Consider the following 25302-nt stretch of genomic DNA (forward strand, 5'->3'; position numbering starts at 1 on the left):
CATCACATCTGTACATGTTAAAGGTGTCTAGTCATCCTGATGATGTCCTTCGACGTGTACGGACACAACATGTAAAGTTAAAATATTGCTTATCAGGCTTAACATCAGTGCCAATTTGATAAGTTGATCACATATTCAGCTAGCGGAAGTGGTACTCATCCGGCAATGTCAGGCAGAACTGTACTGACACGGATTAGAGGGAGTCTGTCCTTCACTCAAACGGGAAGAAAGCCAATGGTTGATGGCATTACTGAAAAACAAAAAGAGGTTGTTGATTACATCCTCAATAAAATTAAGGATGATGGCCTTCGACCCGGAGAGAAACTGGATACCGAAATATCAATTGCCAAAAGTATCGGCATTACTCGCGCAACGGTGCGTGAAGCCACACGCATTCTGGTGGAGCAGCAGAGAATTTACCGGGTTAAAGGGTCGGGTATTTTTGTCGGTTCCACGGAGATGAGTAGCCAGGCGAACCGATATCATGTGCTTTCACCTTTTGATTATCAGGCGCAAAGAAATGGTCATAAAGGTGTAAGAAAAATCATATCGGTCAGCATAATCAAGGTTCCTTCTGCTGATATCGCTCAGGCGCTGCGTATTAAAAACAGCGATCAGATCTATAAAATTTTACGCCTGATGTGTTTCGATGACATCCCGGTAGCTCTGGAACATATTCACCTGCCGGTTAATATGTTTAGCAGCATGGAGTTCAGCAAGCTGGAACTATCAAAATATGCCTACATTGAAGAAGTTACCGGTAAGAAAGTGCAGCTAAGGGACCAGCATTTAACGGCCGTCAATCTTACGGATACACAGTCGCTTACTCTGCTTAATTTAGCAGAAGGGGATGCTGTCATTCAGCTTAATGAAACTGTTTATCTCGACGACGGCGTTCCATGTGAAGTGAATGTGGCGCTTATCAACACCCGATTTTTCCCGTTGAAACAATATTCGCAACGGCCTTAGAAAAATAATCTTGTTTCTGGGCTCAATGCTTTGCTGTGCCCGGATATGACCCTATCAGACAGATTCCTGCCCGGTTTACACCTCTCATTACAGTAGAGGATCTTAATTCCGGATAATGTATAAGGTCCTGTAAATCATCTGGCAGTTGCAATGAGTTATCTCTGACTCAATTGCATTCTTCATATGCTTATTTATCTATCTGGCGACCCGTGCTTCAACATCCTGTGAAGAATGTATTTCAATGCCATGAATTCAGGCTGTCTGAAATTTCTGCAGTCGCGGCTAACAACAGCTGTCATCTCTCCATACGTAAGACGATTTTCTGCAAACCTTTGCCATCAAACCGATTTTACTCACCTTAATATCAGGCAACGAATAGCGTTATACGCAAAATATCTACCTGATTCTCTGTTTCAGTGCCCGTTTTCCCTCTTTCACTTCTCACTGTTCTCCATTATGACGAAATCAATAATGCATAAAACAATATGATGTTTTACCAATGATCGACTGCGCAGCACACTGGTCTGCAACCGGAATGAACAAGGACCAGGTGAATGGCATATCGATTAAGTCTGTTAGATAAAGCGCCCGTGCTGCAGGGTGAATCACCCACCGCGGCGCTGCAGCGCACGCTGCAGATGGCGCAGCGGGCAGAGGAGTGGGGTTATCACCGCTTCTGGCTGGCGGAACATCACAACACCGCGCAGCTGGCCAGTCCATCACCTGAGGTATTGATTGCCTGGATCATTGCCCAGACCCGACATATTCGCGTCGGATCGGGCGGGGTCATGTTGCAGCACTACAGTCCTTATAAAGTGGCAGAGAACTTTAATCTGCTCGCTTCGCTGGCGCCGGGCCGCATTGACCTCGGCGTGGGCAAAGCGCCGGGCGGACTTCCACTCTCCACCCATGCGCTGCAACAGGGTGTTGATGCCGCTAAAAAAGGGAGCTTTGCCGAACAGCTTCAGCTGCTGGATAGCTGGCTGAAGCCCGGTCAGGCTGATCCTGACGATGAGGGTTTAGCCGCCACGCCACTGCCGCCACGTCCGGCGAACCGTTTTCTGCTGGGTGCCAGTGAAGAGAGCGCCCGGCTGGCCGCCAGTCTGGGCTGGCAGTTTGTCTTTGCCGCTCACCTCAATGGCGACCGCCAGTTGCTGGAGCACGCACTGAGTACTTACTCCCGCCTGAGCCAGGGTCAGCGCGCCCTGGTGGCCGTGCAGGTGGTGGTGGCCGACTCACCCGCCGGGGCTGACCTGCTGGTAGCCAATCTTCGTCACTACCATGTAGCGGTGAAAGATGGCCCGAGCGTCAACGTCGCCAGTCTGGAACAGGCGGAGCGCTATGTGCGTCAGGGTGGATACCGCGATTATCAGATTGAGCCTCGCACGCCGTCACTTCTGAAAGGCACGGCGGCGCAGGTTCATGCACAGCTGGACGCGCTGCATCATAATTTTGACATTGATGAGTTTGTTATCGACACGCCGATTACCGAGCCGGTTGCACGTCTGCAGTCACTTGAACTGCTGGCCACGCATCATCTGGTCGCAGCCTGAATCCCCGTCAGTGGAGAGTCATCATGAACCCTGAGTCACAACTGATTGAATGGCGACGCGAACTGCACACCTGGCCGGAGCTGTCGGGTCAGGAGTTCGCCACCACCGCGCGACTGCGGGGCTGGTTGCAGGCGGCGGGTATCCGGCTGCTGGACTATCCACTGGAAACTGGCCTGGTGGCAGAAATTGGCAGCGGAGAGACAGTGATCGCGCTGCGCGCCGACATCGATGCGCTGCCGATCCATGAGGCGAGCGGGGTGCGTTTTCACTCCCGCCATCCTGGCGTGATGCACGCCTGCGGTCATGACCTGCACAGTGCGGTCATGCTGGGCGCGGCGTTAAAGCTCAACGCACAGCCCGATCTATTACCTGGCCGGGTGCGCATACTGTTCCAGCCCGCTGAAGAGATAGCACGCGGTGCGCGTCAGTTTATTGAGGCGGGGGTACTGGATGAGGTGCAGGCTATCTTCGGGATGCACAACGAGCCTTCGCTGCCCGTCGGCACCTTTGCCACCCGCAGCGGGGCGTTCTACGCCAATGCTGACAAATTTATTATTCGCGTCACCGGCAAAGGCGCACATGCCGCGTATCCGGAGCAGGGTGTCGACAGCATTGTGACGGCCAGCCAGATTATCCAGGCGTTACAGGGACTCACCAGCCGCAGTTTCAGTGCCCTGGACAGTCTGGTACTGAGCATTACCCGCATCGACGGCGGCAAAAGCTGGAATGTATTACCCGGCGGCGTTGAGTTTGGCGGCACGGCCCGAACCCACGATTTACAGGTGCGCGCCGAACTGGAACAGCGGGTGCGCACGCTGGTTGAGCACTTCGCCGACGCCAATGGCGCGCAGGCAACCCTGAGCTGGCATCCTGGCCCGCCAGTGCTGATCAACGATGCGCACTGGGCGACCTTCAGCAGCGAAGTGGCGCAGCAGGCGGGCTATCGGGTGCAGACCGCCGATCTCCATCTGCTGGGTGAGGATTTTGCCTTCTATCTGCAACAGGTGCCGGGGGCGTTTGTCAGCATCGGCAGCGCCAGTGACTTTGGTCTGCACCATGCCAGCTTTACCCCGGATGAGGCGCTGATTGCGCCCGCCGCCGACTACTTCGCCCGACTGGCCCGCCAGGCGCTGCAACATCTTAACGCGCGATGTCGGGAAGCCATTCTGAACTGAATTCATCTGCAACCCGCTAAAGCACGACGGTTCTGACCACCGTCGTCGGGCATCGCTACGACTAAAAAAGAGAGAGCATCATGACCACAAGACAACTTCGGCTGGGTACCATTCTGCATGGCGCATCGGGAAACATGTCCGCCTGGCGCCATCCGGCGGCGCAGGCCGATGCCAGTATTAATCTGGATTACGCCAAAAAAATCGCCCGCAAGGCGGAGCAGGGCAAACTCGATTTTCTGTTTGTCGCCGACGGGTTGTTTATTAATGAAAAGTCGATCCCGCACTTTCTGAATCGCTTTGAGCCGCTGACGCTGCTCTCAGCGCTGGCGGGCGTCACTGAACATCTGGGGCTGGTTGGCACGGTATCGACCTCTTACAGCGAGCCCTTCACCGTGGCGCGTCAGTTTGCCAGCCTTGATCACCTCAGCGGCGGGCGTGCGGGCTGGAACGTGGTGACGTCACCGCTGGAAGGCTCGGCCAAAAACTTCTCGCGTCAGCAGCACCCGGAGCACGCATTGCGTTACCGCATTGCCGATGAGTATCTGCAGGTGGTGAAAGGATTGTGGGATTCGTGGGAGCAGGATGCTTTTGTGCGTGATAAGGCCAGCGGACAATTTTTCGATCCGGCGAAGCTGCACACGCTCGATCATCACGGTGATTTCTTCCAGGTACAGGGGCCGCTGAACATCGCCCGCACGCCGCAGGGTCGTCCGATTATCTTCCAGGCGGGCGCGTCCGACGACGGTAAAAAACTGGCGGCGCGTCATGCTGACGCCATCTTCACCCATCAGCCGACGCGTGAAGAGGCGCAGGCATTTTACCAGGATGTGAAACAGCAACTGGTGGCGAATGGCCGTCAGCCAGACGATTTGCACATCTTCCAGGGTGTCAGTGTGATTGTTGGCGATGATGCAGAGGACGTGGAGCGCCAGTATCAGACCACGGCGGCGCTGGTGTCGATTACCGATGCGCTTAACTACCTCGGGCGTTTCTTCGACCATCACGACTTCTCACAGTATCCGCTGGATCAGCCGTTCCCGGATATCGGTGACATCGGTCAGAACAGCTTCCGCAGCACCACCGACGAGATCAAACGCAAAGCACAGCAGCATGGGCATACCCTGCGCCAGGCCGCGCTGGAAGCGGCAACACCACGCCCGCTGTTTCACGGCACGCCGGAAGAGGTGGCGGATGGCCTGCAGCTCTGGTTTGAAACCCAGGCTACTGACGGCTTCATCATTAATGGCGGCACGCCCGATACCTTTGAACGTTTTGTCGACCGCGTGGTGCCGATTTTGCAGGCTCGCGGCCTGACGCGCCGCGACTATCCGGGCAGCACGCTTCGTGACAGCTTCGCCCTGAAACAACCCGTTAATCAGTTCACCTCACAATAAGAGCACAAGCCATGAACAAAACATCGCGTCTTATCGCCCTGCTTATTCTGGCGGCCAGTAGCCATGCGCTGGCTGAAGATACCAGCGTCTCCTATAACGGCCAGCGCGTCAGCCTTGAAGCTAACAAAGCGCCGATCAATACCGTGAAGAATCCGGAGGCGATCGCGCAACTGCCTGCGGGTCACCATTTTGTGGTGCCGGGTTCTTTTACCGTGGCAGTCGCAGCGCTGAACTCCCCGCCGTTGACGGTGTTTTCCGATGACAATAAAACCCTGCTTGGCAGCGAAGTGGATATTGCCCGGCTGGTGGCTGACAGCCTGGGATTAAAACTCAACGTGGTGCCAGCTTCATGGGAAGACTGGCCGCTGGGCGTGGCCTCGGGCAAATATGACGCGGCGATCTCCAACATTACCGTGACCAAAGATCGTAAAGAGAAGTTCGACTTCGCCACCTACCGCAAAGATTCACTGGGTTTTTATGTCAAAACCAGCAGCCCGATAAAGTCACTGACCAAAGCAGAAGATATTGCCGGGCTGAGGATCATTGTGGGATCCGGCACCAATCAGGAGGCGATTCTGCTGGCGTGGGATAAAGAGAATCAGGCAAAGGGACTGAAAGCTTTTACGCCGGTTTATACCAAAGATGATGCCGCACAGACGCTGGCGCTGCAGGCTGGCCGGGCTGATGCCTACTTTGGTCCCAATGTGATTGGTGCCTGGAAAGCGGCACTGACCGGTAAAACCCGTCTGGTCGGCAGCGTCGATGGCGGCTGGCCCAAAGCGGCGCACATTGCCGTTACCGTGAAGAAAGGCAGCGGCCTGGCGGAACCGATCAGCACCGCGCTGAACGGCGTGATCGGCAACGGTGACTATCAGAAGGTGCTGAACCGCTGGGGTGAAGGTGTTGAGAAGATCGATCGTTCTGAAATCAATCCCGCCGGGCTGGGCGACTAAGGAGCTGACCATGAGTGAATCCACTTTTCGCGAAGTTTCACCCGACGCGCCGGAATTGCAACCGATCCTGGGCGGCCTGTTTGGCGAATATTCCGCACGCTATGGCGACTATTTTTCCCGTCGTAACGAGCTGGAACAGGAGCTGACCGAATGGTATCTGCCGCCGCAGGGGCTGTTTATCGTGCTGGAGCGTGACGGCGAGATCATCGCGATGGGCGCTTATAAACCCTATGACCCGCAGACCGCCGAGCTGAAGCGCATCTGGACCCGCAGCGATCTGCGGCGTCAGGGGCTGGCGCTGGTGGTGTTACAGGAGCTGGAGCGTCGCGCCTTACAGGCGGGATATCAGCGGCTGTTTCTCACCACCGGCTTCCGTCAGCCGGAGGCGGTGCGGCTCTATACCGGTCACGGTTATCAGCCACAGTTCGATCTCAGCGGGGATCTGGAGCGTTATGGCCAGCCGCCGCACGACGGACGACTGCGTTTTATCAAAGTGATCGGCGTCTATAACGTCGCCGCGGCAAGTTAAGAGGTGACCATGAGCAAACATCAACATCTGCAGGTGGTGCCGGCACGCTACCCGGCACGCACGGCAGGGGCTATCGTTGCGCTGTTTATTCTGGCAGGCGTGGTGCAGTCAGTGGCCTTTAATCCGCGCTGGGAATGGAGCGTGTTTGCCCGCTGGTTCTTTGACCCGGTGATCCTGCACGGTCTGGGCCAGACGCTGCTGCTGACGCTGCTGGGTACGATATTCAGTCTGTTTCTGGGTGGTCTGCTGGCGCTGGCACGTCTCTCCTCATCGTGGCTGCTGAGCACGCTGGCATGGGGTTATATCTGGCTGTTCAGGTCACTGCCGCTGATTGTGGTGCTGATCATTCTTTATAACTTCTCCTATCTCTACGACACCCTGTCTGTCGGCATTCCGTTTACCGGCCTCTCCTGGGGGGCGTATCAGACGATTAACGTGCTGGGGCAGTTTCAGGCAGCCGTTATCGGTCTGACGCTGGTGCAGGCGGCCTACAGCGCGGAAATTATTCGCGGCGGGATCCTCGGCGTCGATCACGGTCAGGTGGAAGCCGCGTCCGCGCTGGGTCTCTCCGCCACACGCCGCACCTTCCGCATCATTCTGCCGCAGGCGCTGCGCGCCATTATTCCCACCGCGTTCAACGAGATCATCAGTCTGGCGAAAGGCACATCCGTGGTTTATGTGCTGGCGATGCCGGAGCTGTTCTACACCATCCAGATGATCTACAACCGCAATCAGGAAGTAATCCCACTGCTGATGGTCGGTGCCGCCTGGTATCTGATTATCACCACCGTGTTGTCCGTGATTCAGTACAACGCCGAACGCTGGATGGCCCGCAGCGTCACCCGTGAACCGCAACCGTCGCGCTGGCGACAATGGCGCAACCGCGTCACGCCACTTCATCCGACCGAGGAGATCAGCCATGTCCGAAGCCATTGATTACCGCAACTCACACACTACCGGTGCCATCAGCATCACCGGCGTCAGTAAACGATTTGGTAAACATAAAGCGCTGGATGATGTATCGCTGTCACTGGCACCGGGGTCCGTCACGGTGATCCTCGGGCCGTCCGGCTCCGGTAAATCCACGCTGCTGCGCACCATCAATCATCTGGAACGGGTCGACGAAGGATTTATTCAGATTGATGGCGACTACATCGGCTATCAGCAGCGCGGCAATAAGCTGTATGAACTGAAAGAGAAGGCGATTCTGCGCCAGCGCATCAACGTCGGCTACGTGTTCCAGAACTTCAATCTGTTCCCACACCTCAGCGTGCTGGATAACCTGATTGAAGCGCCGATTGCCCATCGTCAGTTAACGAAACCGGAAGCGATACAGCGTGCGGGCGAACTGCTGGATATTGTAGGGCTGCGGCATAAAGCCGATGCGTGGCCGCGTCACCTGTCGGGCGGGCAGCAACAGCGCATCGCGATTGCGCGTGCGCTGATGCTCAATCCACGGGTCATGTTGTTCGATGAGCCGACCTCGGCGCTGGACCCTGAACTGGTGGGCGAAGTGCTGGATGTAATTAAAAAGCTGGCGCGTTCCGGCACTACGCTGGTGATTGTGACGCATGAGATCGGCTTTGCCCGGGAAGTGGCGGATAACGTGGTCTTTATGGTGGATGGCCGGATTGTGGAACAGGGCAGCACCACCCAGGTGCTTAATAATCCGCGTCATGAGCGCACCCGCCGTTTTCTGGCGCGCGTGTTATGAGGGCATTAACGTTAACGATTCTGACGCTGCTTCCGGCGCTGGCCTGTTCTGCGGCAGAGAAGCTCGATGTCCTGCAAAACGAGACGCCGATTCATGCCCCGGCCAATCCGCAGGCTATTGCTCAAATTCCGGACAATTACCGCTTTATTGAACCGGGCACCCTGACGGTCGCTACCTCGGCGACCAACTCGCCGCCGCTGTCGCTGCTGGCGTCTGATAACGTCACGCGGATCGGCAGCGATCCCGATATCGCCCGACTCCTTGCTGATAGCCTGGGGCTGAAACTCAGGCTGGTTCCGGCTTCCTGGGAGGACTGGCCGCTGGGCATCAGCGCCGGACGCTATGATGTTGCGATGTTCAATATTGCCGTGACCGAAGAGCGCAAGAAGAAGTTCGACTTTGCGACGTATCGCGCCGACAACCACGCTTTTGCGGTGAAAAGCGACAGTCATATCAGTAAGATTAATAGTCCGGCGGATATTGCCGGTAAGCGGATTATCGTCGCCTCGGGCACCAATCAGGAGCGTATTTTACTGAGCTGGGATGAGCAGAACCGGGCTAAAGGTTTGCCTGCGGTAACGCCGATTTACCTGACTGATGATGCCTCCGCGACGCTGACGCTACTGTCGGGACGGGCAGATGCGATGTTTGGCCCTCACTCGATGGCGGCCTGGAAAGTGGCGTCACGCGGACAGACAAAGCTGGTTGGCAGCGGACCGTTTCGCGCCTGGGTAGCCGTGACCACCAAAAAGGGCAATGGCCTGGCACCCGCGCTGCAGGCTGCGCTGGATGGCACCATCGCAGGCGGGCAGTATCAGCAGGTGCTGGCACGCTGGGGCGAACAGGATGAGGCCATCACTCAGTCCACGGTGAATCCACCCGGCATTGTTTACTGAGTCTGCAGAACCGGCTCGCCTGCTGCGGCCGGTTCTGCGGACTTCAACCTGATGAGCACAGAATTGAACTACACTCTCCAGCGTTAGTGATTTATCCTGCCCGCCTGTTTCCGTAAAATCCTCACTGCGTGGCGGATTAATTGACCTGGAAGCCCCATGAAAATCAGATTCCTTTCTGCCAATGAGCAAAAGCTGGCGGAGGTGCGCAAAATACTCGAACCTGTCGGGGTCGAAGTTCTGCCCATCGCCCGTCGCATCGAAGAAATTCAGACTGAAAACGAACTCGACCTGGTACGCGACAAACTGACCAAAGCCTTTTCGCTGATTGGGCGACCGCTATTTGTAGAGCATACCGGCCTCTATCTGGATGGCCTCAATGGCCTGCCCGCCGGTCTGACCCGCATCTTCTGGAACCGCCTGGACGCTGAGCGCTTTACCGCGCTGGTGCAGGGGCTCGACAGCCAGGCCGTGACGGCCAAAACGGTGCTGGGCTACTGCGATGGCCGCAAAATGTACCAGTTTTCGGGTGAACTGCGCGGCACTATCGCCGCGAAACCTGCCGGAACGCGTGGCTTTCAGTGGGACTGCGTCTTTATTCCCGAAGGCTATGAGCAGACGTTTGCTGAAATGGGCGAACTCAAGAATGAGATCTCGATGCGGCGCATCGCGCTGGATCGCTTCGCCACCTTTTTAAAAACCTCGCGGGGCATGGCATGAAACCTGAACTCAAACGCGCCTATGATTCCGGCAAACTGATTCTGTTTGCCGGTGCCGGTATTTCGCGCAATTTTGGCCTGCCCGAGTGGCATGAACTGATTGCGCATCTTGCTAATGAGCTGGGTTACGATCCAAAAATCTTTAATACCTATGGCACGCACCTGTCGCTGGCGGAGTATTACAAACAGAAAAAAGGTTCGCTTGGCCCGCTGCGCAGCTGGATGGATCGCGAATGGCATCGCCCCGATATTGATGTCCGCTCTTCTGAAATTCATACCATGATTACCCAGGGTAACTTTTCGCGTATCTACACCACCAATTACGATCGCTGGCTGGAAGCGGCGCATGAAGCGCACGGCGTACCCTATTATAAAGTGGCAAACGCCGCGGACCTGGTTTCTCTCACTGAAGATAAGCGTCACATCATCAAGCTGCACGGTGATTTTGATGATGACACCTCAATCGTGCTCGATGAGAGCAGCTATTTTGAACGCCTCTATTTTGATTCGCCGCTCGACATCAAACTGACTCACGATGTGATGGGCAACTCAGTACTGTTTGTCGGCTACAGCATCAGTGATTTCAATATTCGCCTGCTGTTTTACCGTCTGACCAAGATGTGGGGCCGCACCGGGCTGGCAACCGCCCGGCCAAAATCGTACCTGTTCACTAACCGGAACAACCCGGTGGCCAAAGAGGTGCTGGGGCAGTGGGGGATTGAGGTGATCGTCTCGGAAGAGGACGATCCCCGTAAGGCATTGGCGATGTTTCTTGAAGAGCTGCTGGTGTAGCCGCCGGCCCTCGCGGCGGAGAATGTGTCAGGAAAAATGAAAAAAGCCTGTGCCAGGTTAAGGTTAGCCCGTGCACAACCGATAAACTCTATTCTCTGCTGGCAAAGCAGGATCGGCATGATATACTGTATGCATACACAGTACCTGAGGGCGAGAAGATGGCTGTTGAAACAAAATTTGTAGTAGTCAGAAAGGGTGAAGAGAAGATGACGTTTGCCAATAAGAAAGAGGCCGATGCCTACGACAAAATGCTCGATATGGCCGAAGCCTTCACCGACTGGCTGTTACAGCATCAACCTGCAATGGAAGAATCTCAGGCGGAAACGCTGGGCCTGCTGATTGCAGAGCAGAAAGATGCCGTTCAGCGTATTCTGCGCACCAGCAAACTGCCAGAAACGGCAGCAGCAGCCGTCTCTCAGCCAGAAGCTGTCTCAGACGATAGCGCGGATGAGCCGCAGGAAGAGCCTGCTGCAAAGAAAGTGCGCGCCGTTAAAGCCGCGTAATCTCAACAGCGCCGGAAGCGAACCTTCCGGCGTTGCTGTTTCTGAATAGCGGTTTGAGCTGTTCTCCTGCTAACTTCTTACAGATAGTCTTCCTTCCACTCTTTTACCCTGCATAACGGGCTCTGACGCTCAACAGAACGATTTCACACATTAAGGGCTTTCCGTCCGATAAATCAAAACATTGTGATAGTGACAAAAGCGTTCAAAGCGGTGTGTTTTTAATCGCTAAATGGCAGTTAATGAACACTGCAGTCCATTAGTCGATTTTTCAGACGACCTTCCTCGCATGACCATCTTCCTTCCATAACGTGAGTTTTCATTCCACTGAGCGTCATACCCCTTTTGCTGCCCGGAACCGCACCCCGGGCTTTAATACTGGTCTCGTCCGGCGGGTATCGCCACACGCAGGATGCCTGGGTGACTGAACTCAACACGGTAGTCACTTTTTAAGTTAATAAGAGGATTTCGATCGCTGTCACGCTTTTTGCCCTGACAGATTGAGGTCACGACTAAAACTGATAGAGTTCCCGAACTGGATTGTTACTGCTTAGGCAGGCAAAACCTGACTTCTGGCCTCTGTCGGATGTCAGGTTTTTTTGTTTCTGGGGTTCCGATGAAAATCGCCAAAATTCTTAATAACAACGTGGTGATGGTTCAGGATGAGCAGGGACGCGAACAGGTCGTGATGGGGCGTGGACTGGCTTTCCAGAAGCGCATCGGTGACAGTCTCAACGCTGCGCACATTGAGAAGGTATTTGCGCTGCAAAGTGATCTGCTGGTACGTCGTCTGGAGGAGTTGTTACACCAGATCCCTCCTGAAGTGATGACCACCTGCGACCGCATTATTGATCTGGCAACACAACGTCTGGGGACATTGCAGGAGAGCTTGTATATCACGTTGACCGACCACTGCTACTTTGCCATTGAAAGGCAGAAAAAAGGTCTGGCAATTAAAAATGTGTTGCTATGGGATATCAAACGCCTCTACCCCAAAGAGTTCGAACTGGGTCAGGAGGCCAGGGCTATCATTTCACGTCGTCTGAATGTCGAACTGGCGGAGGATGAAGCCGGCTTTATCGCGCTACATCTGGTGACGGCGCAGCTCAATAATGAAATGCCGGAAGTGATGCATGTCACCCGGGTTATGCAGGAGATTCTGCAACTGGTGAAGTATCAACTGCAGCTGGAGTACATCGAATCGTCGCTGAGTTACCAGCGTTTTGTCACTCATCTGAAGTTTTTTGCTCAGCGGATGCTGACGCGTACCGTGGTGAACGATGACGATGTATCGCTGCATACAGCAGTAAAAGATAACTATCCCAAAGCCTGGAAATGTGCGGTGAAAATCGCGCAGCATCTGCAACAAAGCTATCAGCGTGAGCTGACCGCGGAAGAGATTATGTTTCTCGCCATTAACATCGAACGGGTGAGAAAAGAGGGGCAATAAGCTCTATAAACCGGATTGTTACTGCTTAACGCAGGCAAAACCTGAGCGCGAACTCTGAAAGGAGGACGTTCTCAGGTTTTTTTCATTTTTGGCTCAGTTAACTGATGTCCGCAGGCATCGGTTGTAAGGAAATCGAGATGGAATATCACACGCTGGCACAAGATATCCTCAGCCATATTGGTGGCCGGGAGAACATCGTAAGTCTGGTTCATTGTGCCACCCGGTTACGCTTCAAACTGAAAGACAACCATAAAGCCGATGCTGAAGGACTGAAGAAAAATCCGGGCGTTATTATGGTCGTTGAAAGCGGCGGGCAGTTTCAGGTGGTGATTGGCAACCACGTTCATGATGTCTGGCAGGCTGTGCGTAGTGAAGCTGGGCTGGCTGATGAGCTTTCTGCAGCAACAGAAGGGGAAAAGACCGGGGGTAATGTTTTCAACCATCTGATCGACATTGTGTCAGGTATTTTTACCCCGTTTATCGGCATTCTCGCCGCCTCAGGGATCCTAAAAGGTTTACTGGCGCTGGCCGTGGTCTGTGGCTGGCTTTCTGTTGAAAGTGGAACTTATAAAATCTGGTTTGCAACCAGTGATGCCCTGTTTTTCTTCTTTCCTTTGGTGCTGGGCTACACCGCCGGGAAGAAATTTGGCGGCAATCCCTTTATTACCATGGTGATTGGTGGGGCGCTGACCCACCCGACGATGATTGCAGCTTTTAATGCCAGCCAGCAGTCCGGTGAAATGACGGACGCGTTTCTCGGCATCCCTGTAACCTGGTTTAATTACAGTGCGTCCGTTATCCCGATTATTCTCGCCGCGTGGGTAAGTTGCTGGCTGGAAAAGCAGAGCAGCCGGCGACTTCCAGCCTCCATGAAAAACTTCTTTGCGCCACTGATCTGTCTGAGCGTCACCGTGCCGCTGACCTTCCTGGTGATTGGCCCACTGGCCACGGGCTTAAGTCAGATACTGGCGAACGGCTACCAGTGGATTTATGCGCTGGCACCCTGGCTGGCTGGTGCTGCCCTGGGCGCGTTGTGGCAGGTCTGTGTGATTTTTGGTTTGCACTGGGGACTGGTGCCACTGATGATCAACAATCTTGCCGTACTGGGGCATGACTCAATGCTGCCTATGCTGTTGCCTGCTGTCATGGGCCAGGTTGGCGCGGCGCTGGGGGTGTTTCTGCGCAGTCGGGATGCACGACAGAAGATGCTGGCGGGTTCATCCGTGACCGCAGGGATCTTTGGTATCACTGAACCGGCTGTCTATGGCGTTAATCTGCCGCTGCGCCGTCCCTTTATCTTTGGCTGCGTGGCGGGCGCTATTGGCGGTGCCATTGTCGGCCTCAGCAGCACCCACGTTTATTCATTTGGTTTTGCCAACATCTTTACCATCGCACAGATGATCCCACCTGGCGGTGTGGATTCCACGTTATGGGGCGGTATTGCCGGGACGCTACTCGCGCTGATACTGGGTTGCGGCATGACGCTGGTAGCGGGCATGCCCCGAAACACGGCGCCAGACGCAACGCTCCCGATTACCCCTGGCGAAGATGACATTCTGTCACCGATGACGGGCACCGTTCTGGGGCTTGGTCAGATTCCCGATCCAACCTTCGCCAGTGGCCTGCTGGGACAGGGTGTGGCCATCATCCCTTCTGATAATAAAGTCATTGCGCCTTTTGCGGGTGAGGTGGCCTCCCTGTTTCAGACCCGACACGCCATAGGACTCCTGAGTCACAGCGGGATTGAGCTGTTGATCCATGTGGGTATCGATACCGTCAGGCTCGACGGCAAACCTTTCACGGCACATGTAAAAGTGGGCGACACATTCAGGGCCGGCGATCTGCTGCTGGAGTTCGATCGTCAGGCCATTCTTGATGCCGGATATGACCTGGCAACACCGATCATTATCACTAACAGCGATGAGTATCCTGAGGTGATGACTGTGGCAGGGACCGCGGTCACTGCAGGTACGCCTTTACTCAGCGTCACTCGTCAATAAAAGGAGAACAGGATGAAAACTTTCCCGGATTCATTTTTATGGGGCGGTGCTGTTGCCGCTAATCAGGTAGAAGGCGCATGGCGTGAAGAGGGCAAAGGCCTCTCGACCTCTGACGTTCAGCCACAGGGAATTTTTGGCCCGGTATCGGAGCGCGTTGAGGGCAGCCAAAGCCTCAAAGACATCGCGATCGACTTTTACCACCGCTACCCGGACGATATCAGGCTGTTTGCAGAGATGGGGTTCAGCTGTCTGCGGGTTTCAATCGCCTGGACGCGCATCTTCCCGAACGGTGATGAGCAACAACCCAACGAGGCCGGTCTGGCCTTTTATGACCGGCTATTCGACGAGCTGGCCGCACACCACATCACCCCAATTGTTACATTGTCACATTATGAGATGCCCTGGCACCTGGTGAAGCAGTATGGTGGCTGGGGTAACCGTCAGGTGATTGGCTTCTTTGAGCATTATGCCCGCACGGTGTTTGCCCGCTACAGGAAGAAAGTCAGACTCTGGCTGACCTTTAACGAAATTAACATGTCGCTTCACGCGCCGATGACCGGTGTGGGTCTGCCGGAAACCAGCAGCAAAGCTGAGGTGTATCAGGCAATTCATCATCAACTGGTCGCCAGTGCGCTGGCGGTGAAAGCCTGTCGCGAGATTAACCCAGACGCCAGCATTGGCAATATGCTGCTGGGAGGGTTGGTCTATCCACTCAGTTGTAAGCCTGATGATGTGCTGGAAGCGCTGCAGGAGAACCGGAAATGGCAATTTTTTGGCGATGTTCAGTGCCGTGGTGTTTATCCGGGCTATATGTTGCGGTTCTTTCGTGAGAATAATATTCAGCTGGATATCACGGATGCCGATCGTCAGATACTCCATTCGACCGTCGATTTTATCTCGTTCAGCTATTACATGTCCGGCTGCGTTACCGCCGATGAAGCACTGAATCAGCAGATGCGGGGTAACATTCTGAGCATGGTGCCAAATCCTCACCTGCAGAGTTCTGAATGGGGCTGGCAGATTGACCCGGTGGGCTTGCGGACCTTACTGAATCTGCTGTGGGATCGTTATCAGAAGCCGCTGTTTATTGTTGAGAACGGACTGGGCGCCAAAGACATACCGGATGCAACGGGCGTCGTGCAGGATGATTATCGCATTAGCTACCTCAACGATCATCTGGTTCAGGTGCGTGAGGCCATTGACGATGGCGTGGAGGTCATGGGTTATACCAGCTGGGGGCCAATCGATCTTGTCAGCGCATCAAATGCCGAATTGTCTAAGCGTTACGGTTTTATTTATGTTGACCGCGATGATACCGGGGAAGGTTCGCTGGCCCGCAGCCGGAAGAAAAGCTTTTACTGGTATAAAGAGGTCATTGCGACCAACGGGGCTTCACTTAAAGAGTAATTCCCGCACTCAGGAGTAGATCACAACGATCGCGATGTACTCCCGGTTAGCAGTTAAAACAGCCTGGCTCAGGGCGTCTCGCGGGTGGTAACCTGATAGCGGGTACTTCTGCCTCCGCCTTCGAGCCGGTAAAGGCAGCCTTTTTCAACCAGATCGGCCAGATGACGGGTCGCGGTGGCTTTACTCACTTTGGCGACCTTCTGATACTGGCTGGCGCTGATCCCCAGTTCGAAACCCTGCTCGCCGCCATCCAGCAGCCGGTTCAGCACTTTCACCTGTTCCGGACTCAATCCCATTCCCTGATGCCGCAGCCAGAAACGCGCTTTCATCTGAGTGCGATCGATGACGTTCATCGCCTGTTGCAGACTCTCATCCAGGATATCAAGAAACCACACCAGCCAGTGGGTGATATCCAGGCCGCCTTTCTGCGTCTGCTCAAGGATGCGGTAATAACCGGCGCGCTGCGTCAGAATGGCGGGTGACATGGCATAAAGCCGGATGCTCTGACTGTCGGCCTGCGCCAGCGCCAGATCGGTTAACGCACGCGTGATACGACCATTACCATCATCAAAAGGGTGCAGGGTGACAAACCAGAGGTGGCAGATGGCGGCGCGCAGCAACGGGTCCAGCATCACATCATGCTGACTGCTGTTGAACCACTCAATAAACTGCGCCAGCTGCGGCTCCAGTCCCTGTCGCGGCGGCGCTTCAAAATGCACCGTGGGACGATCGATGCGACCTGAGATGACCTGCATCGGCTCACTGCCGCGCAGTGTGCCGACGCTCAGGCGCTGCACCGTCCACTCATCGGCCGGGAAAAGCCAGCGATGCCACTGACAGAGACGCTCAGGCGTCAGCGGCTGGCTGCGGTTGTTGATGGCATCGAGCATCATGGCAGCCAGGCCTTCTGAACGATCGGAGACCGGATAGGGCTGCTCTTCCGTCACGCCTAACCGACGCGCCAGCGATGAGCGGACCGATTGCACGTTGACCCGCTCCTCTTCAATCGCGGAAGAGGAGAGGATATTGCTGAGCAGGGTATCCAGCGTCTGGGTTTCACTGTCTGAATGCAGGCTGGCACGGCCCAGCAGCAATCCGCGCTGCTGCTGCAGATGGCGCAGGCGCGGTAACAGCACGGCGTCCTGCCACTGAAAACGGGGCCAGTTCGGCTGTTGCCAGATCCAGGTAACGCTCATAATCGGCTCACGCTAAGGGTGGATGAGCCGAATAAAGGAGGTTATTCGGCTCACAGAATGAGTCGATAATAGCGAATATTTGGCTCACAGGCCAACCCGGCTGAAGTGAGGGCAAAAAAAAGGACACGAAGGTCCTGTTTGCTTAGCGGGAGAACTGCATAAAGGTGTCTGAATAGTAGTGAACGATCCAGGCGACATACGCCAGCCAGACAACCATCCCGACAGCTAATCCTGATTTACCGATCATTGTTCTATCTCCACTGCGATAAGGGGGCTACAGCAACTGTTGACATAAACTGACAGTAATGGCGGGCACCAGTATTGTTGCAGATCAAAAAAAGGCCGTTCATTCGCAGCGCCATAATCCCTTTGCGATCAACTTCCCGTAATCACGCGCTGTGAGACCCCCATCACGGCGGGGAAATGGCCATTAAAGTTCAAAAAAACGCCGCCGATAGATGATCTCAGGAGCACCATAACTACAAGGAGGTATTGAGCCAGGTAAATTTCAGGGGAAGCACTATGGTCAGTCAGTTAACACATAAGAAAAGAATGAGTACCCGTGCCCAGATGCTGATCATGGGTGGTTTAACGATAGTGCTGGGATTTACCGTGACGATTGGGGTTCTCAGCTGGCAATCCGGTAAAGAGCAGAAGGCGCTGGCCGAACAATATCTGCAGCAGATTGCGCAGAGCCGTGCCTTACAGGTGCAGCAGGAATTGAGCCATGCCCGTGATGTCGCGAGTCACCTTGGACAAAGTCTGATTGCCTTGCCCCACGTTGGCATTACCGATCGCAAAGCGGCCGATAAGGTGATGGAGTATGCGCTGCGTGCTAACCCTGACTATCTGTCGATGTCAGTGATATTTGAACAGAATGCGTTTGATGGCCGTGATGCCGAGTTCGCTTCACAGCCGGGTCAGGCACCGCAGGGCCGTTATGCCTTTTTTGTCGATCGTGACGCATCAGGTACTTACTCGATGCATCCGCTGCTCTCCTATCTGACACCGGGTCAGGGTGATTACTATCTGATCCCGCAAAAAACACAAAAAGATACGCTCACCGAACCCTATAGCTATGCCTATAACGGCGTGCCAACATTGCTCACCTCCGTCGCCGCCGCGATTATCGATCAGGGCACCTTAAAGGCGATCGTTACCTCTGACATTTCACTGGCATCACTGCAACAGAAAGTGAATCAGATCAAACCCTGGCAGGGAAGCGGCTATGCGCTGCTGCTTTCTCACGGCGGGAATGTGGTCTCTTCGCCGGTGAAAGATGAAGCCGGGAAGCCCTGGAAAGGCGAAAAAGAGGGTTTTACGTCAAAAGTCGTCCAGCGATTTGATGCCGTGCTGGGTGAAGACGCTTTAGTCACCTGGCAGCCGGTGATGATAGGTAACAGTGACAAACCCTGGTATCTGGGCGTGGTGGCACCGGTCAGTCAGGTGATGGCCGCCTCAAACCGGCAGCTGATGTGGGCGGTGATCCTGATGGTCGTGAGCGTTCTGCTGGTCGGGACGGTGCTGGGCATGCTGTTCAGCCGTAAAGTGCTGCGTCCGATTGGTGGCGAGCCGGCTGAAGCGGCGCATATTGCGCTGGCCGTCGCCGATGGCAAGCTGGATAACGCGATTGTGGTGAAAAACGGCGATCGCAGCAGCCTCTTTTTCGCTCTGAATACCATGCAAAGCCAGCTCCGGCAGATTGTCGGGCAGATTAAAGATTCCAGTGAATCAGTACGCCAGGGAGCGGGTGAAATTGCCAGCGGAAACCTCAATCTGGCGTCACGCACCGAACAACAGGCTGCCGCACTGGAGCAGACCGCAGCCAGCATGGAGCAGATCAGCGCCACGATTCGCCTGAATGCCGATAACGCGCAGCAGGCGACCAGCCTGACTGAAAACGCTACCCACATCGCCAGTCGTGGTGCCTCGCTGGTGGGTGAGGTGGTGCAGACCATGGCGCAGATCGATGACAGTTCGAAAAAGATCGGCGACATTACCACTATGATCAACAGCATCGCCTTCCAGACCAATATTCTGGCGCTGAACGCGGCTGTAGAAGCTGCACGCGCCGGTGAGCAGGGACGTGGTTTTGCCGTGGTGGCCTCTGAAGTGCGTAATCTGGCCCAGCGCAGCGCGAACGCGGTGAAAGAGATCGGCGCACTGATTGAAGAGTCGAGCGTGCGGGTCGAGAGCGGCGTCCGGCTGGTAAATGATGCCGGTAAAACCATGCAGGAGATGATGCAGGCGGTGAATTCGGTGCAGGGGATTATCGGTGAGATTGTCACAGCATCAAGCGAACAGGCGCGTGGCATCAGCCAGGTAACGATTGCCGTCAATGAAATGGATGGCGTCACCCAGCAGAATGCCGCGCTGGTGCAGCAGATGTCGGCTGCCGCCAGTTCGCTGGAGGATCAGGCGCAGCAGCTGTCACAGACGGTAGAGCAGTTTCATCTGGCGTAATGAGGCGTATGTTTCCTGATCCAGACTCTGCTTCACAAAATAAAAAACTCGCCGCTGGCGTAATGCTGATCAGTTAAGATTAGATTTGTAAAGGCTGTCACGGTTAAACGTGACAGCCTTTTTTTCCGGGCGAGCGAGCCGCAGTGCGGGCCAGCGCACCTCTGCTGCTGCCGGGCCGTCCTCGCGCCGCTCACGCGGTACCTTCGGCTTTGACGTCGTGCCGACGAACCGTTCGGGGATCGGCCCTCCCTGGCCGGCCCCGACCTGTCCACGCTTCCCGGCGTGGACTTCTGGCCCACCGTCACGCCTCAGCGCTGCGGATAGCCCTTTCAGCAGCAGAGGCGCTCAGGCCTCCACTCTCGTGCCCTTTTTTAACAATACACACTGAAGTTTCAGAGCAGGCCCCTGCCCGGTACCAGACTGCGTTATCATCTGTCGCTTAACTGACTGGCATTAGCCGCTGGCGGGTTTATTTTTATCACTGTTCCGTCAGCCGCACACCGCTGCTGGCATCAAACAAGTGCATTTTATCCGGATTAACGGTCACCGGCAGCGTGCCGCCAGGCACGGCATCGCTACGGCCGGTCAGTTGCATATGCAGCGGGAAACCCTGCCAGTTCAGATGTAGCAGGGTCGATTCGCCGGTGATCTCAACAATATTGACCACCGCGGGTTGCCCGCTGGCATCAAAAATCAGATCGTGCGGACGTACGCCAAGCGTGACCGGCTGATCGGCCTGCTGCTGTGCCGCACTGTGCCAGCGACGCGGTAACGGCAGCCACTGCTCGCAACAGCAGACGCCAGGCAGCCCATCGCGTGTCTGGAAACGGGCATCCAGCAGATTCATCGGCGGTGACCCGATAAACCGCGCCACGAAGGTGTTAACCGGGCGGTCATAAATCGCCAGCGGTGCACCCTGCTGCACAATGACCCCTTCTTTCATCACCACAATCTGATCTGCCAGCGTCATCGCCTCGACCTGATCGTGGGTAACATAGACCATGGTGGTTTTGAAACGCTGATGCAGCGACTTGATCTCGGCCCGCAGCTCCATGCGTAACTGCGCATCAAGATTAGAGAGCGGCTCATCAAACAGAAACACCTGCGGATTGCGCACCATGGCGCGGCCCATCGCCACGCGCTGCCGCTGTCCACCCGACAACGCTCTTGGATAACGCTGCAGCAGCTGATCGATGCCGAGAATGCCGGCAATGCGGGCGATTTTGCTTTTTTGCTCCTCGCGCTTCACCTTTTTCACCTGCATGTGAAACGCCAGATTCTCCGCGACGGTGAGATGCGGATAGAGCGCATAGCTCTGAAACACCATGGCGATATCCCGGTCAGCAGGATCGAGATCGTTAATGCGTTTTTTATCCAGCATGATCGCCCCGTCAGAGACGGTATCCAGACCGGCAAGCAGCCGCAGCAGGGTTGATTTGCCGCAGCCGGAGGGGCCAACCAGCACAGTGAAACTGCCATCAGGGATGGTTAAATCCAGCGGGTGCAGCACGCTCTGTTTACCGTAGCGCTTCGCCACCTGTACAAGTTCAACACTGGCCATGGTCAGCGCACCTCATTTGATAGTTGGAGTTGTTGCCAGCTGGGATAGCGGCGCGGAGAGCTGCTTATCGCCTGTGATGCCACTTCAATGCCCCAGCGCAGCGCCGTGTGCGATGGCTGGTGATAGAGCAGTGCAGTAAGAAAACCGGCATTAAAACTGTCACCGGCACCAATGGTATCTACCACCGTCACCGGCTGGGCAGCAGCATACTGCACAGAGGCGGCAGACCAGAGACGTGCGCCCTCTGCGCCACACTTAATCACACAGCCGCCGCGACCACTGAGCCGGGCCGCCAGCTGTTTACCGCTTTGATCCAGCAGTTCTGCGCCCGATAAGCCCAGCGCTTCCACCTCATTCAGCAGCAGCCAGTCACAGTCCGCTAACCAGTTGCCAATCTGTAAGCGAAGCCCATCGCTCCAGCCCGCAGGCGGCCAGCCGGTATCCACGGCGACACAGAAGCCACGCTGTTGCAGTGCGGCCAGCAGCGCCGGGTAGTGATCATAGAGTTCCAGACAGAGAAAGGTGCCGCACAGCAGTACGATGTCGCCCGGCGTCGCCTGCGACGGCAACTGGACCAGCACATCGTCCGCGGTCAGCACGGTAATATGGCCGTGATTGCTGAGAAACGAGCGTTCGTTATCGGGATGGGTCACGCCTACCGTCAGCGAGGTCTCACAGGCATAGCGCGGCCAGTATGCAGCGCTATGAGGAAAGTGACTGGCGAGCCAGTGACTGAAGCCATCGTCGCCCTGATTGGCAATGGCCCGATGCGGCACCTGCATCGCCTCCAGCGCCAGCGCACAGTTACCTGCGGACCCACCGGGACGTAACTCGCTGTGCTGCAGCATCACTTCCGTGCCGCGCTGCGGCCAGTCGCTGAGCGTACTCATGATTAAATCAACATTTATATTGCCCACCACATAGAGGGTGGGCGTGAGGGTAGTGACCATAATTATCCCTTACTTCCGCCGCTGGTGAGACCGCTGACCAGCGTCTTCTGCAACCAGATGGCAATAAACAGTGGCGGCACCGAAGCCAGAATGCCGATAGCCGCGATCAGCCCGTCATCGGTCGCGCGTCCAGCGGTAAAACCGGCAATGGCGACCGGCAGGGTCTGTGCCGAAATATTGCTGGTAAACAGCAGCGCGTAGAAAAACTCATCCCAGGCGAGCAGCCAGCCGAACAGCGCGGCAGCGCCCAGCACCGGCTTTGCCAGCGGCAGCGTAATGCGCAGCAGAACCTGCCAGAAGCGCAGGCCATCAAGCCGTGCTGCCTGTTCGATATCACGTGGCAGTGAGTCGAACTGGTTCTTCAGCATCCAGGTCAGAAACGGCAGGATCAGCGAACAGTAGACCATCACCAGGCCGGGACGAGTGTTGAGCAGTCCCAGTTGTTGCAGCAGAAAGTAGAGCGGCAGCACAAACGCCACGGGCGGCACCATATAGATCGCCAGAGCGCCGGAAAGCCAGGCATCACGACCACTGTAGCGTGAGAAGCTGAACGCCGCGGGTATCGCCAGCAGCAGCGAGATCGCTGTGGCCACCGTCGCTACCAGCAAACTGTTGCCCAGCGCGTGCAGAAAAACGTTGCCGGGCTGATTCGGTGCCAGCGAAACCAGCCCCTGATAGCGACTGAAATCCCACTGACGCGGCAGCCACTCGAGCGGCACGCGGGAGAGATCGCTGGCAGAACTGACACTCATCAGAAACAGCCAGCCCATCGGGGCCAGAATGCTGACGGCGACCAGCAGCGCAGCCCCGTAACGCAGGACCCGTCGCAGTTTAGTTTTCATAAGCGGTACTCCGGCGGCGCTGATGCCATAACATCAGCAGATAGAGCGTGATCAGCAGGGCGCACATCAGGGTCATCAGTATCGCGTAGGCGGCACCGCTGCCGGCACGCAGATAGCTGAACGACTCCTGATAAACGAAAAAGCTCAGGGTTTTGGTGCTGTCCACTGGGCCGCCGCGCGTCATCACGTAGATGATGTCGAAGATTTTGAAAGCATCGATGGTGCGTAACACCAGCGCGACGCCGAGCGGTGCAACAATCGCCGGGAAGGTAATCGCCCGGAAACGCCGCCAGGCGGAGGCACCGTCCAGTCGTGCCGCTTCAAACAGATCCTCGGGGATCGACTGCAGCGCCGCCAGCACCAGCAGGGTGACCAGCGGATAGTTTTTCCAGATATCCGCAAACATCACCGCATTGAGCGCCGCCTCCGGCGATCCCAGCCAGCTGCGATAACCGTCAATGATACCGAGCTGGCTGAGCAGGGCATTGATGCTGCCGTAGTCAGGGTTGAAGTTGAGCCGCCACATCATGGCATTGACGATGGTCGGCAGCGCCCACGGCAGAATCACCAGTACACGCAAAACGTTGCGCCCGATGAATTTCTGATTCAGCAGCAGCGCCACCAGCACGCCGATAATCCCTTCAACGGTGACAGACACAAGGGTGAAATAGAGTGTGCGCCAGATCGACGCCCGAAAGTCGGGATCGCTAAGCGCATAGAGATAGTTTTCCAGCCCAATCCAGGCAGGCGTTTCACCACTGCCAATCAGCGCAGCATCGGTAAAGCTGAGCCAGATGGTACGCAGCAGAGGCCAGGCGGTTAACAGCAGCATCACCAGCAACATGGGTGCCAGCAGCACCCATGCCTGACGCTGTTCGCGTTGACGCAAACTCAGCATCGTGACTCCTTAACGCAGCCGGGCGGCGCTTTTATCAACCGTCGCCATCGCGTCCTGCACCGGGGCTTTACCCAGCAACACCTGCTGTAACTGCTGCTGCAGCTGGTTCGACAGACGGGAATAGTCAGCGGTCTCCGGACGTGACAGCATCACGTTTAGCGATTTGTCCGCCGCAGCAATCAGGCTCTCCTGATCCTTTTTAACTGCTTCATCCTGATAAGAGGATTTCCAGATCGGCAGGCTGAGCTTCGCATACTGATTCTGTACCGGCTGTGAGGTCATGTACTGAATGTACTGCCACGCCTCGTTGGCATGGGTGCTGCCTTTGGTGATCCCCAGCCCCATTGAGCCGTTCACCGCACCGACTTTACCAGGTGCATCGCCAGGCGCAGGCATGATCCCAACGTCGCCCGCCACTTTGCTCTGCTTCGGATCGTTGGCCATGTTGTACATGTAGGTCCAGTTCAGCGCGAAAGCCGCATCGCCATTAGAAAACGATTTACGCACATCCTCTTCCAGATATTCACGCGACGCCGGGTTACTCAGGCCCTCATCAAGCGAGCTTTTCATCAGGTTAAGCGCCTTGAGTGAAGCCGGGCTGGAGAAGTTAAGTTTGCCGTTCTGATAGAACTGACCACCAAAGCCTGAAACAAGCGTGGTGTAGTCACACACCAGCGCCTCAGCCTGGGACCAGCTCCAGACCAGCGGCCAGGTGACAATCTTTTTATCCTTGATGATCTTCGCGTCATCCAGCACCTGCTGCCAGGTCTGTGGCGGCGTGGTGATGCCCGCTTTAGCCAGCATCGCTTTGTTGTAGTAAAGGTATTTAGTGTCGAGGATCCACGGCATACCCAGCGTTTTACCTTTGTAAACCACGGTGTTCATCGCGCCCGGGAAGACCTTCTCTTTATCCTCTGGCGTAATGCGTGCGCTGACATCCTGCAGCAGATCGAAACGGGCGAATTCCGCTGGCCAGATGGCATCGAACAGCACCACATCATAGCCATTGCCGCCCGCGCCACGCGCCGCCACAATCTTGTCGTGCAGCGCCTCATAAGGAACAAACTCCAGATTGACGCTGACATCCGGGTGCTGCTTCTGAAAATTTTGCGTCATCGCGCGGATATCATTTTCGCTGTAAGCCGCCTGGGTCATAAACAGGGCATTGATCTGGCTGGCCGCCGCCGCGCTGCCTGCGCTTAACATCAGTAAGGCGGCAAAACCGGCTTTTAGTTGGGGTGTGTAACGCTGTGACATGGTCTTCTCCACTGTGCAGCAACAGGCTGTCGGTTAATTAAATCAATTTGATTGATTTAATCGGGGGCGTAATTTTGGTCAGTGGGT

General features: G+C 55.7%; 22 protein-coding genes. 16 read left to right on the forward strand and 6 right to left on the reverse strand.

From position 1 onward, the window contains the following. Window positions 1-234 precede the first annotated feature (234 nt). From ACO6VX_RS10115 to ACO6VX_RS10185, 15 genes are all read left to right on the forward strand, one after another. Window positions 235-969, forward strand: coding sequence for a GntR family transcriptional regulator (locus ACO6VX_RS10115; RefSeq protein WP_422458102.1), 735 nt, complete (start codon window positions 235-237; stop codon window positions 967-969). 554 nt (window positions 970-1523) lie between these two features. Next, entirely contained in the window at window positions 1524-2522 is a 999-nt protein-coding gene (locus tag ACO6VX_RS10120) for an MsnO8 family LLM class oxidoreductase (protein WP_022624350.1), read from the forward strand. A 23-nt stretch (window positions 2523-2545) separates the two neighbouring features. Beyond that, entirely contained in the window at window positions 2546-3697 is a 1152-nt protein-coding gene (locus ACO6VX_RS10125) for an amidohydrolase (protein WP_346532324.1), read from the forward strand. A gap of 80 nt (window positions 3698-3777) precedes the next feature. Further along, window positions 3778-5091, forward strand: a complete 1314-nt coding sequence (locus ACO6VX_RS10130; protein ID WP_022624348.1) for an LLM class flavin-dependent oxidoreductase — start codon at window positions 3778-3780, stop codon at window positions 5089-5091. Between the two features lie 11 nt (window positions 5092-5102). Beyond that, complete coding sequence (locus ACO6VX_RS10135; protein WP_031590717.1) at window positions 5103-6044, forward strand: ABC transporter substrate-binding protein; 942 nt, start codon at window positions 5103-5105, stop codon at window positions 6042-6044. A 10-nt stretch (window positions 6045-6054) separates the two neighbouring features. Beyond that, a complete protein-coding gene (locus ACO6VX_RS10140; RefSeq protein ID WP_010247073.1) occupies window positions 6055-6573 on the forward strand; it encodes a GNAT family N-acetyltransferase in 519 nt (172 codons plus the stop codon). 9 nt (window positions 6574-6582) lie between these two features. Next, window positions 6583-7509 carry an amino acid ABC transporter permease gene (locus tag ACO6VX_RS10145; RefSeq protein WP_010247074.1) on the forward strand — a complete coding sequence of 309 codons (927 nt, stop codon included), beginning with the start codon at window positions 6583-6585 and terminating at the stop codon, window positions 7507-7509. Then, window positions 7493-8287 (forward strand): amino acid ABC transporter ATP-binding protein, encoded by a 795-nt coding sequence (locus ACO6VX_RS10150; protein WP_022624346.1) that lies wholly within the window; start codon window positions 7493-7495, stop codon window positions 8285-8287. The genes ACO6VX_RS10145 and ACO6VX_RS10150 overlap by 17 nt, the downstream gene beginning before the upstream one ends. Further along, entirely contained in the window at window positions 8284-9183 is a 900-nt protein-coding gene (locus ACO6VX_RS10155; protein WP_346554210.1) for an ABC transporter substrate-binding protein, read from the forward strand. Before ACO6VX_RS10150 ends, ACO6VX_RS10155 begins: the two co-directional genes overlap by 4 nt. Window positions 9184-9339: 156 nt before the next feature. Further along, window positions 9340-9900 carry a non-canonical purine NTP pyrophosphatase gene (locus ACO6VX_RS10160; RefSeq protein WP_010247077.1) on the forward strand — a complete coding sequence of 187 codons (561 nt, stop codon included), beginning with the start codon at window positions 9340-9342 and terminating at the stop codon, window positions 9898-9900. Further along, complete coding sequence (locus tag ACO6VX_RS10165) at window positions 9897-10691, forward strand: SIR2 family protein (RefSeq protein ID WP_010247078.1); 795 nt, start codon at window positions 9897-9899, stop codon at window positions 10689-10691. The genes ACO6VX_RS10160 and ACO6VX_RS10165 overlap by 4 nt, the downstream gene beginning before the upstream one ends. A 158-nt stretch (window positions 10692-10849) precedes the next feature. Continuing rightward, window positions 10850-11194, forward strand: coding sequence for a YebG family protein (locus ACO6VX_RS10170; protein WP_422458103.1), 345 nt, complete (start codon window positions 10850-10852; stop codon window positions 11192-11194). A gap of 613 nt (window positions 11195-11807) precedes the next feature. After that, window positions 11808-12641, forward strand: a complete 834-nt coding sequence (gene licT, locus ACO6VX_RS10175; RefSeq protein ID WP_010670373.1) for a BglG family transcription antiterminator LicT — start codon at window positions 11808-11810, stop codon at window positions 12639-12641. 137 nt (window positions 12642-12778) lie between these two features. Further along, window positions 12779-14641 carry a PTS beta-glucoside transporter subunit IIABC gene (gene bglF, locus ACO6VX_RS10180; RefSeq protein WP_422458104.1) on the forward strand — a complete coding sequence of 621 codons (1863 nt, stop codon included), beginning with the start codon at window positions 12779-12781 and terminating at the stop codon, window positions 14639-14641. A gap of 12 nt (window positions 14642-14653) precedes the next feature. Further along, window positions 14654-16048, forward strand: coding sequence for a glycoside hydrolase family 1 protein (locus tag ACO6VX_RS10185; protein ID WP_422458105.1), 1395 nt, complete (start codon window positions 14654-14656; stop codon window positions 16046-16048). Between the two features lie 68 nt (window positions 16049-16116). Here the strand turns inward: ACO6VX_RS10185 and ACO6VX_RS10190 are convergent, their stop codons facing one another. Beyond that, window positions 16117-17244, reverse strand: coding sequence for a Fic family protein (locus ACO6VX_RS10190; RefSeq protein WP_422458106.1), 1128 nt, complete (start codon window positions 17242-17244; stop codon window positions 16117-16119). Window positions 17245-17766: 522 nt separating this feature from the next. Between ACO6VX_RS10190 and ACO6VX_RS10195 the strand changes: the two genes are divergently transcribed. Beyond that, window positions 17767-19707: a methyl-accepting chemotaxis protein gene (locus ACO6VX_RS10195; protein WP_187506794.1), complete on the forward strand. Its 1941-nt coding sequence runs from the start codon at window positions 17767-17769 to the stop codon at window positions 19705-19707. Between the two features lie 478 nt (window positions 19708-20185). Here the strand turns inward: ACO6VX_RS10195 and ACO6VX_RS10200 are convergent, their stop codons facing one another. The 5 genes from ACO6VX_RS10200 to ACO6VX_RS10220 are packed head-to-tail and all read right to left on the reverse strand — an operon-like array spanning window position 20186 to window position 25215. Further along, complete coding sequence (locus tag ACO6VX_RS10200; RefSeq protein ID WP_422432077.1) at window positions 20186-21268, reverse strand: ABC transporter ATP-binding protein; 1083 nt, start codon at window positions 21266-21268, stop codon at window positions 20186-20188. A gap of 2 nt (window positions 21269-21270) precedes the next feature. Next, entirely contained in the window at window positions 21271-22218 is a 948-nt protein-coding gene (locus ACO6VX_RS10205; protein WP_022624336.1) for a carbohydrate kinase family protein, read from the reverse strand. 2 nt (window positions 22219-22220) lie between these two features. Next, a complete protein-coding gene (locus ACO6VX_RS10210) occupies window positions 22221-23060 on the reverse strand; it encodes a carbohydrate ABC transporter permease (RefSeq protein ID WP_033760458.1) in 840 nt (279 codons plus the stop codon). After that, the gene (locus tag ACO6VX_RS10215) at window positions 23050-23958 is read right to left on the reverse strand and encodes a carbohydrate ABC transporter permease (protein WP_022624334.1); all 909 of its coding nucleotides are present in this window, start codon (window positions 23956-23958) and stop codon (window positions 23050-23052) included. The genes ACO6VX_RS10210 and ACO6VX_RS10215 overlap by 11 nt, the downstream gene beginning before the upstream one ends. Window positions 23959-23967: 9 nt before the next feature. Then, the gene (locus ACO6VX_RS10220; RefSeq protein WP_022624333.1) at window positions 23968-25215 is read right to left on the reverse strand and encodes an extracellular solute-binding protein; all 1248 of its coding nucleotides are present in this window, start codon (window positions 25213-25215) and stop codon (window positions 23968-23970) included. Window positions 25216-25302: the final 87 nt, after the last annotated feature.

Origin of the sequence: Pantoea sp. BJFS-204 (assembly GCF_049310725.1) — a bacterium.
Lineage (GTDB): Bacteria > Pseudomonadota > Gammaproteobacteria > Enterobacterales > Enterobacteriaceae > Pantoea > Pantoea agglomerans.

Excerpts from the sequence above, each read along its gene's own strand:
- ACO6VX_RS10115 (WP_422458102.1), top strand. The coding sequence starts at position 235 with ATGGTTGATGGCATTACTGAAAAACAAAAAGAGGTTGTTGATTACATC.
- ACO6VX_RS10120 (WP_022624350.1), top strand. The coding sequence starts at position 1,524 with ATGGCATATCGATTAAGTCTGTTAGATAAAGCGCCCGTGCTGCAGGGT.
- ACO6VX_RS10125 (WP_346532324.1), top strand. The coding sequence starts at position 2,546 with ATGAACCCTGAGTCACAACTGATTGAATGGCGACGCGAACTGCACACC.
- ACO6VX_RS10130 (WP_022624348.1), top strand. The coding sequence starts at position 3,778 with ATGACCACAAGACAACTTCGGCTGGGTACCATTCTGCATGGCGCATCG.
- ACO6VX_RS10135 (WP_031590717.1), top strand. The coding sequence starts at position 5,103 with ATGAACAAAACATCGCGTCTTATCGCCCTGCTTATTCTGGCGGCCAGT.
- ACO6VX_RS10140 (WP_010247073.1), top strand. The coding sequence starts at position 6,055 with ATGAGTGAATCCACTTTTCGCGAAGTTTCACCCGACGCGCCGGAATTG.
- ACO6VX_RS10145 (WP_010247074.1), top strand. The coding sequence starts at position 6,583 with ATGAGCAAACATCAACATCTGCAGGTGGTGCCGGCACGCTACCCGGCA.
- ACO6VX_RS10150 (WP_022624346.1), top strand. The coding sequence starts at position 7,493 with ATGTCCGAAGCCATTGATTACCGCAACTCACACACTACCGGTGCCATC.
- ACO6VX_RS10155 (WP_346554210.1), top strand. The coding sequence starts at position 8,284 with ATGAGGGCATTAACGTTAACGATTCTGACGCTGCTTCCGGCGCTGGCC.
- ACO6VX_RS10160 (WP_010247077.1), top strand. The coding sequence starts at position 9,340 with ATGAAAATCAGATTCCTTTCTGCCAATGAGCAAAAGCTGGCGGAGGTG.
- ACO6VX_RS10165 (WP_010247078.1), top strand. The coding sequence starts at position 9,897 with ATGAAACCTGAACTCAAACGCGCCTATGATTCCGGCAAACTGATTCTG.
- ACO6VX_RS10170 (WP_422458103.1), top strand. The coding sequence starts at position 10,850 with ATGGCTGTTGAAACAAAATTTGTAGTAGTCAGAAAGGGTGAAGAGAAG.
- licT (WP_010670373.1), top strand. The coding sequence starts at position 11,808 with ATGAAAATCGCCAAAATTCTTAATAACAACGTGGTGATGGTTCAGGAT.
- bglF (WP_422458104.1), top strand. The coding sequence starts at position 12,779 with ATGGAATATCACACGCTGGCACAAGATATCCTCAGCCATATTGGTGGC.
- ACO6VX_RS10185 (WP_422458105.1), top strand. The coding sequence starts at position 14,654 with ATGAAAACTTTCCCGGATTCATTTTTATGGGGCGGTGCTGTTGCCGCT.
- ACO6VX_RS10190 (WP_422458106.1), bottom strand. The coding sequence starts at position 17,244 with ATGAGCGTTACCTGGATCTGGCAACAGCCGAACTGGCCCCGTTTTCAG.
- ACO6VX_RS10195 (WP_187506794.1), top strand. The coding sequence starts at position 17,767 with ATGGTCAGTCAGTTAACACATAAGAAAAGAATGAGTACCCGTGCCCAG.
- ACO6VX_RS10200 (WP_422432077.1), bottom strand. The coding sequence starts at position 21,268 with ATGGCCAGTGTTGAACTTGTACAGGTGGCGAAGCGCTACGGTAAACAG.
- ACO6VX_RS10205 (WP_022624336.1), bottom strand. The coding sequence starts at position 22,218 with ATGGTCACTACCCTCACGCCCACCCTCTATGTGGTGGGCAATATAAAT.
- ACO6VX_RS10210 (WP_033760458.1), bottom strand. The coding sequence starts at position 23,060 with ATGAAAACTAAACTGCGACGGGTCCTGCGTTACGGGGCTGCGCTGCTG.
- ACO6VX_RS10215 (WP_022624334.1), bottom strand. The coding sequence starts at position 23,958 with ATGCTGAGTTTGCGTCAACGCGAACAGCGTCAGGCATGGGTGCTGCTG.
- ACO6VX_RS10220 (WP_022624333.1), bottom strand. The coding sequence starts at position 25,215 with ATGTCACAGCGTTACACACCCCAACTAAAAGCCGGTTTTGCCGCCTTA.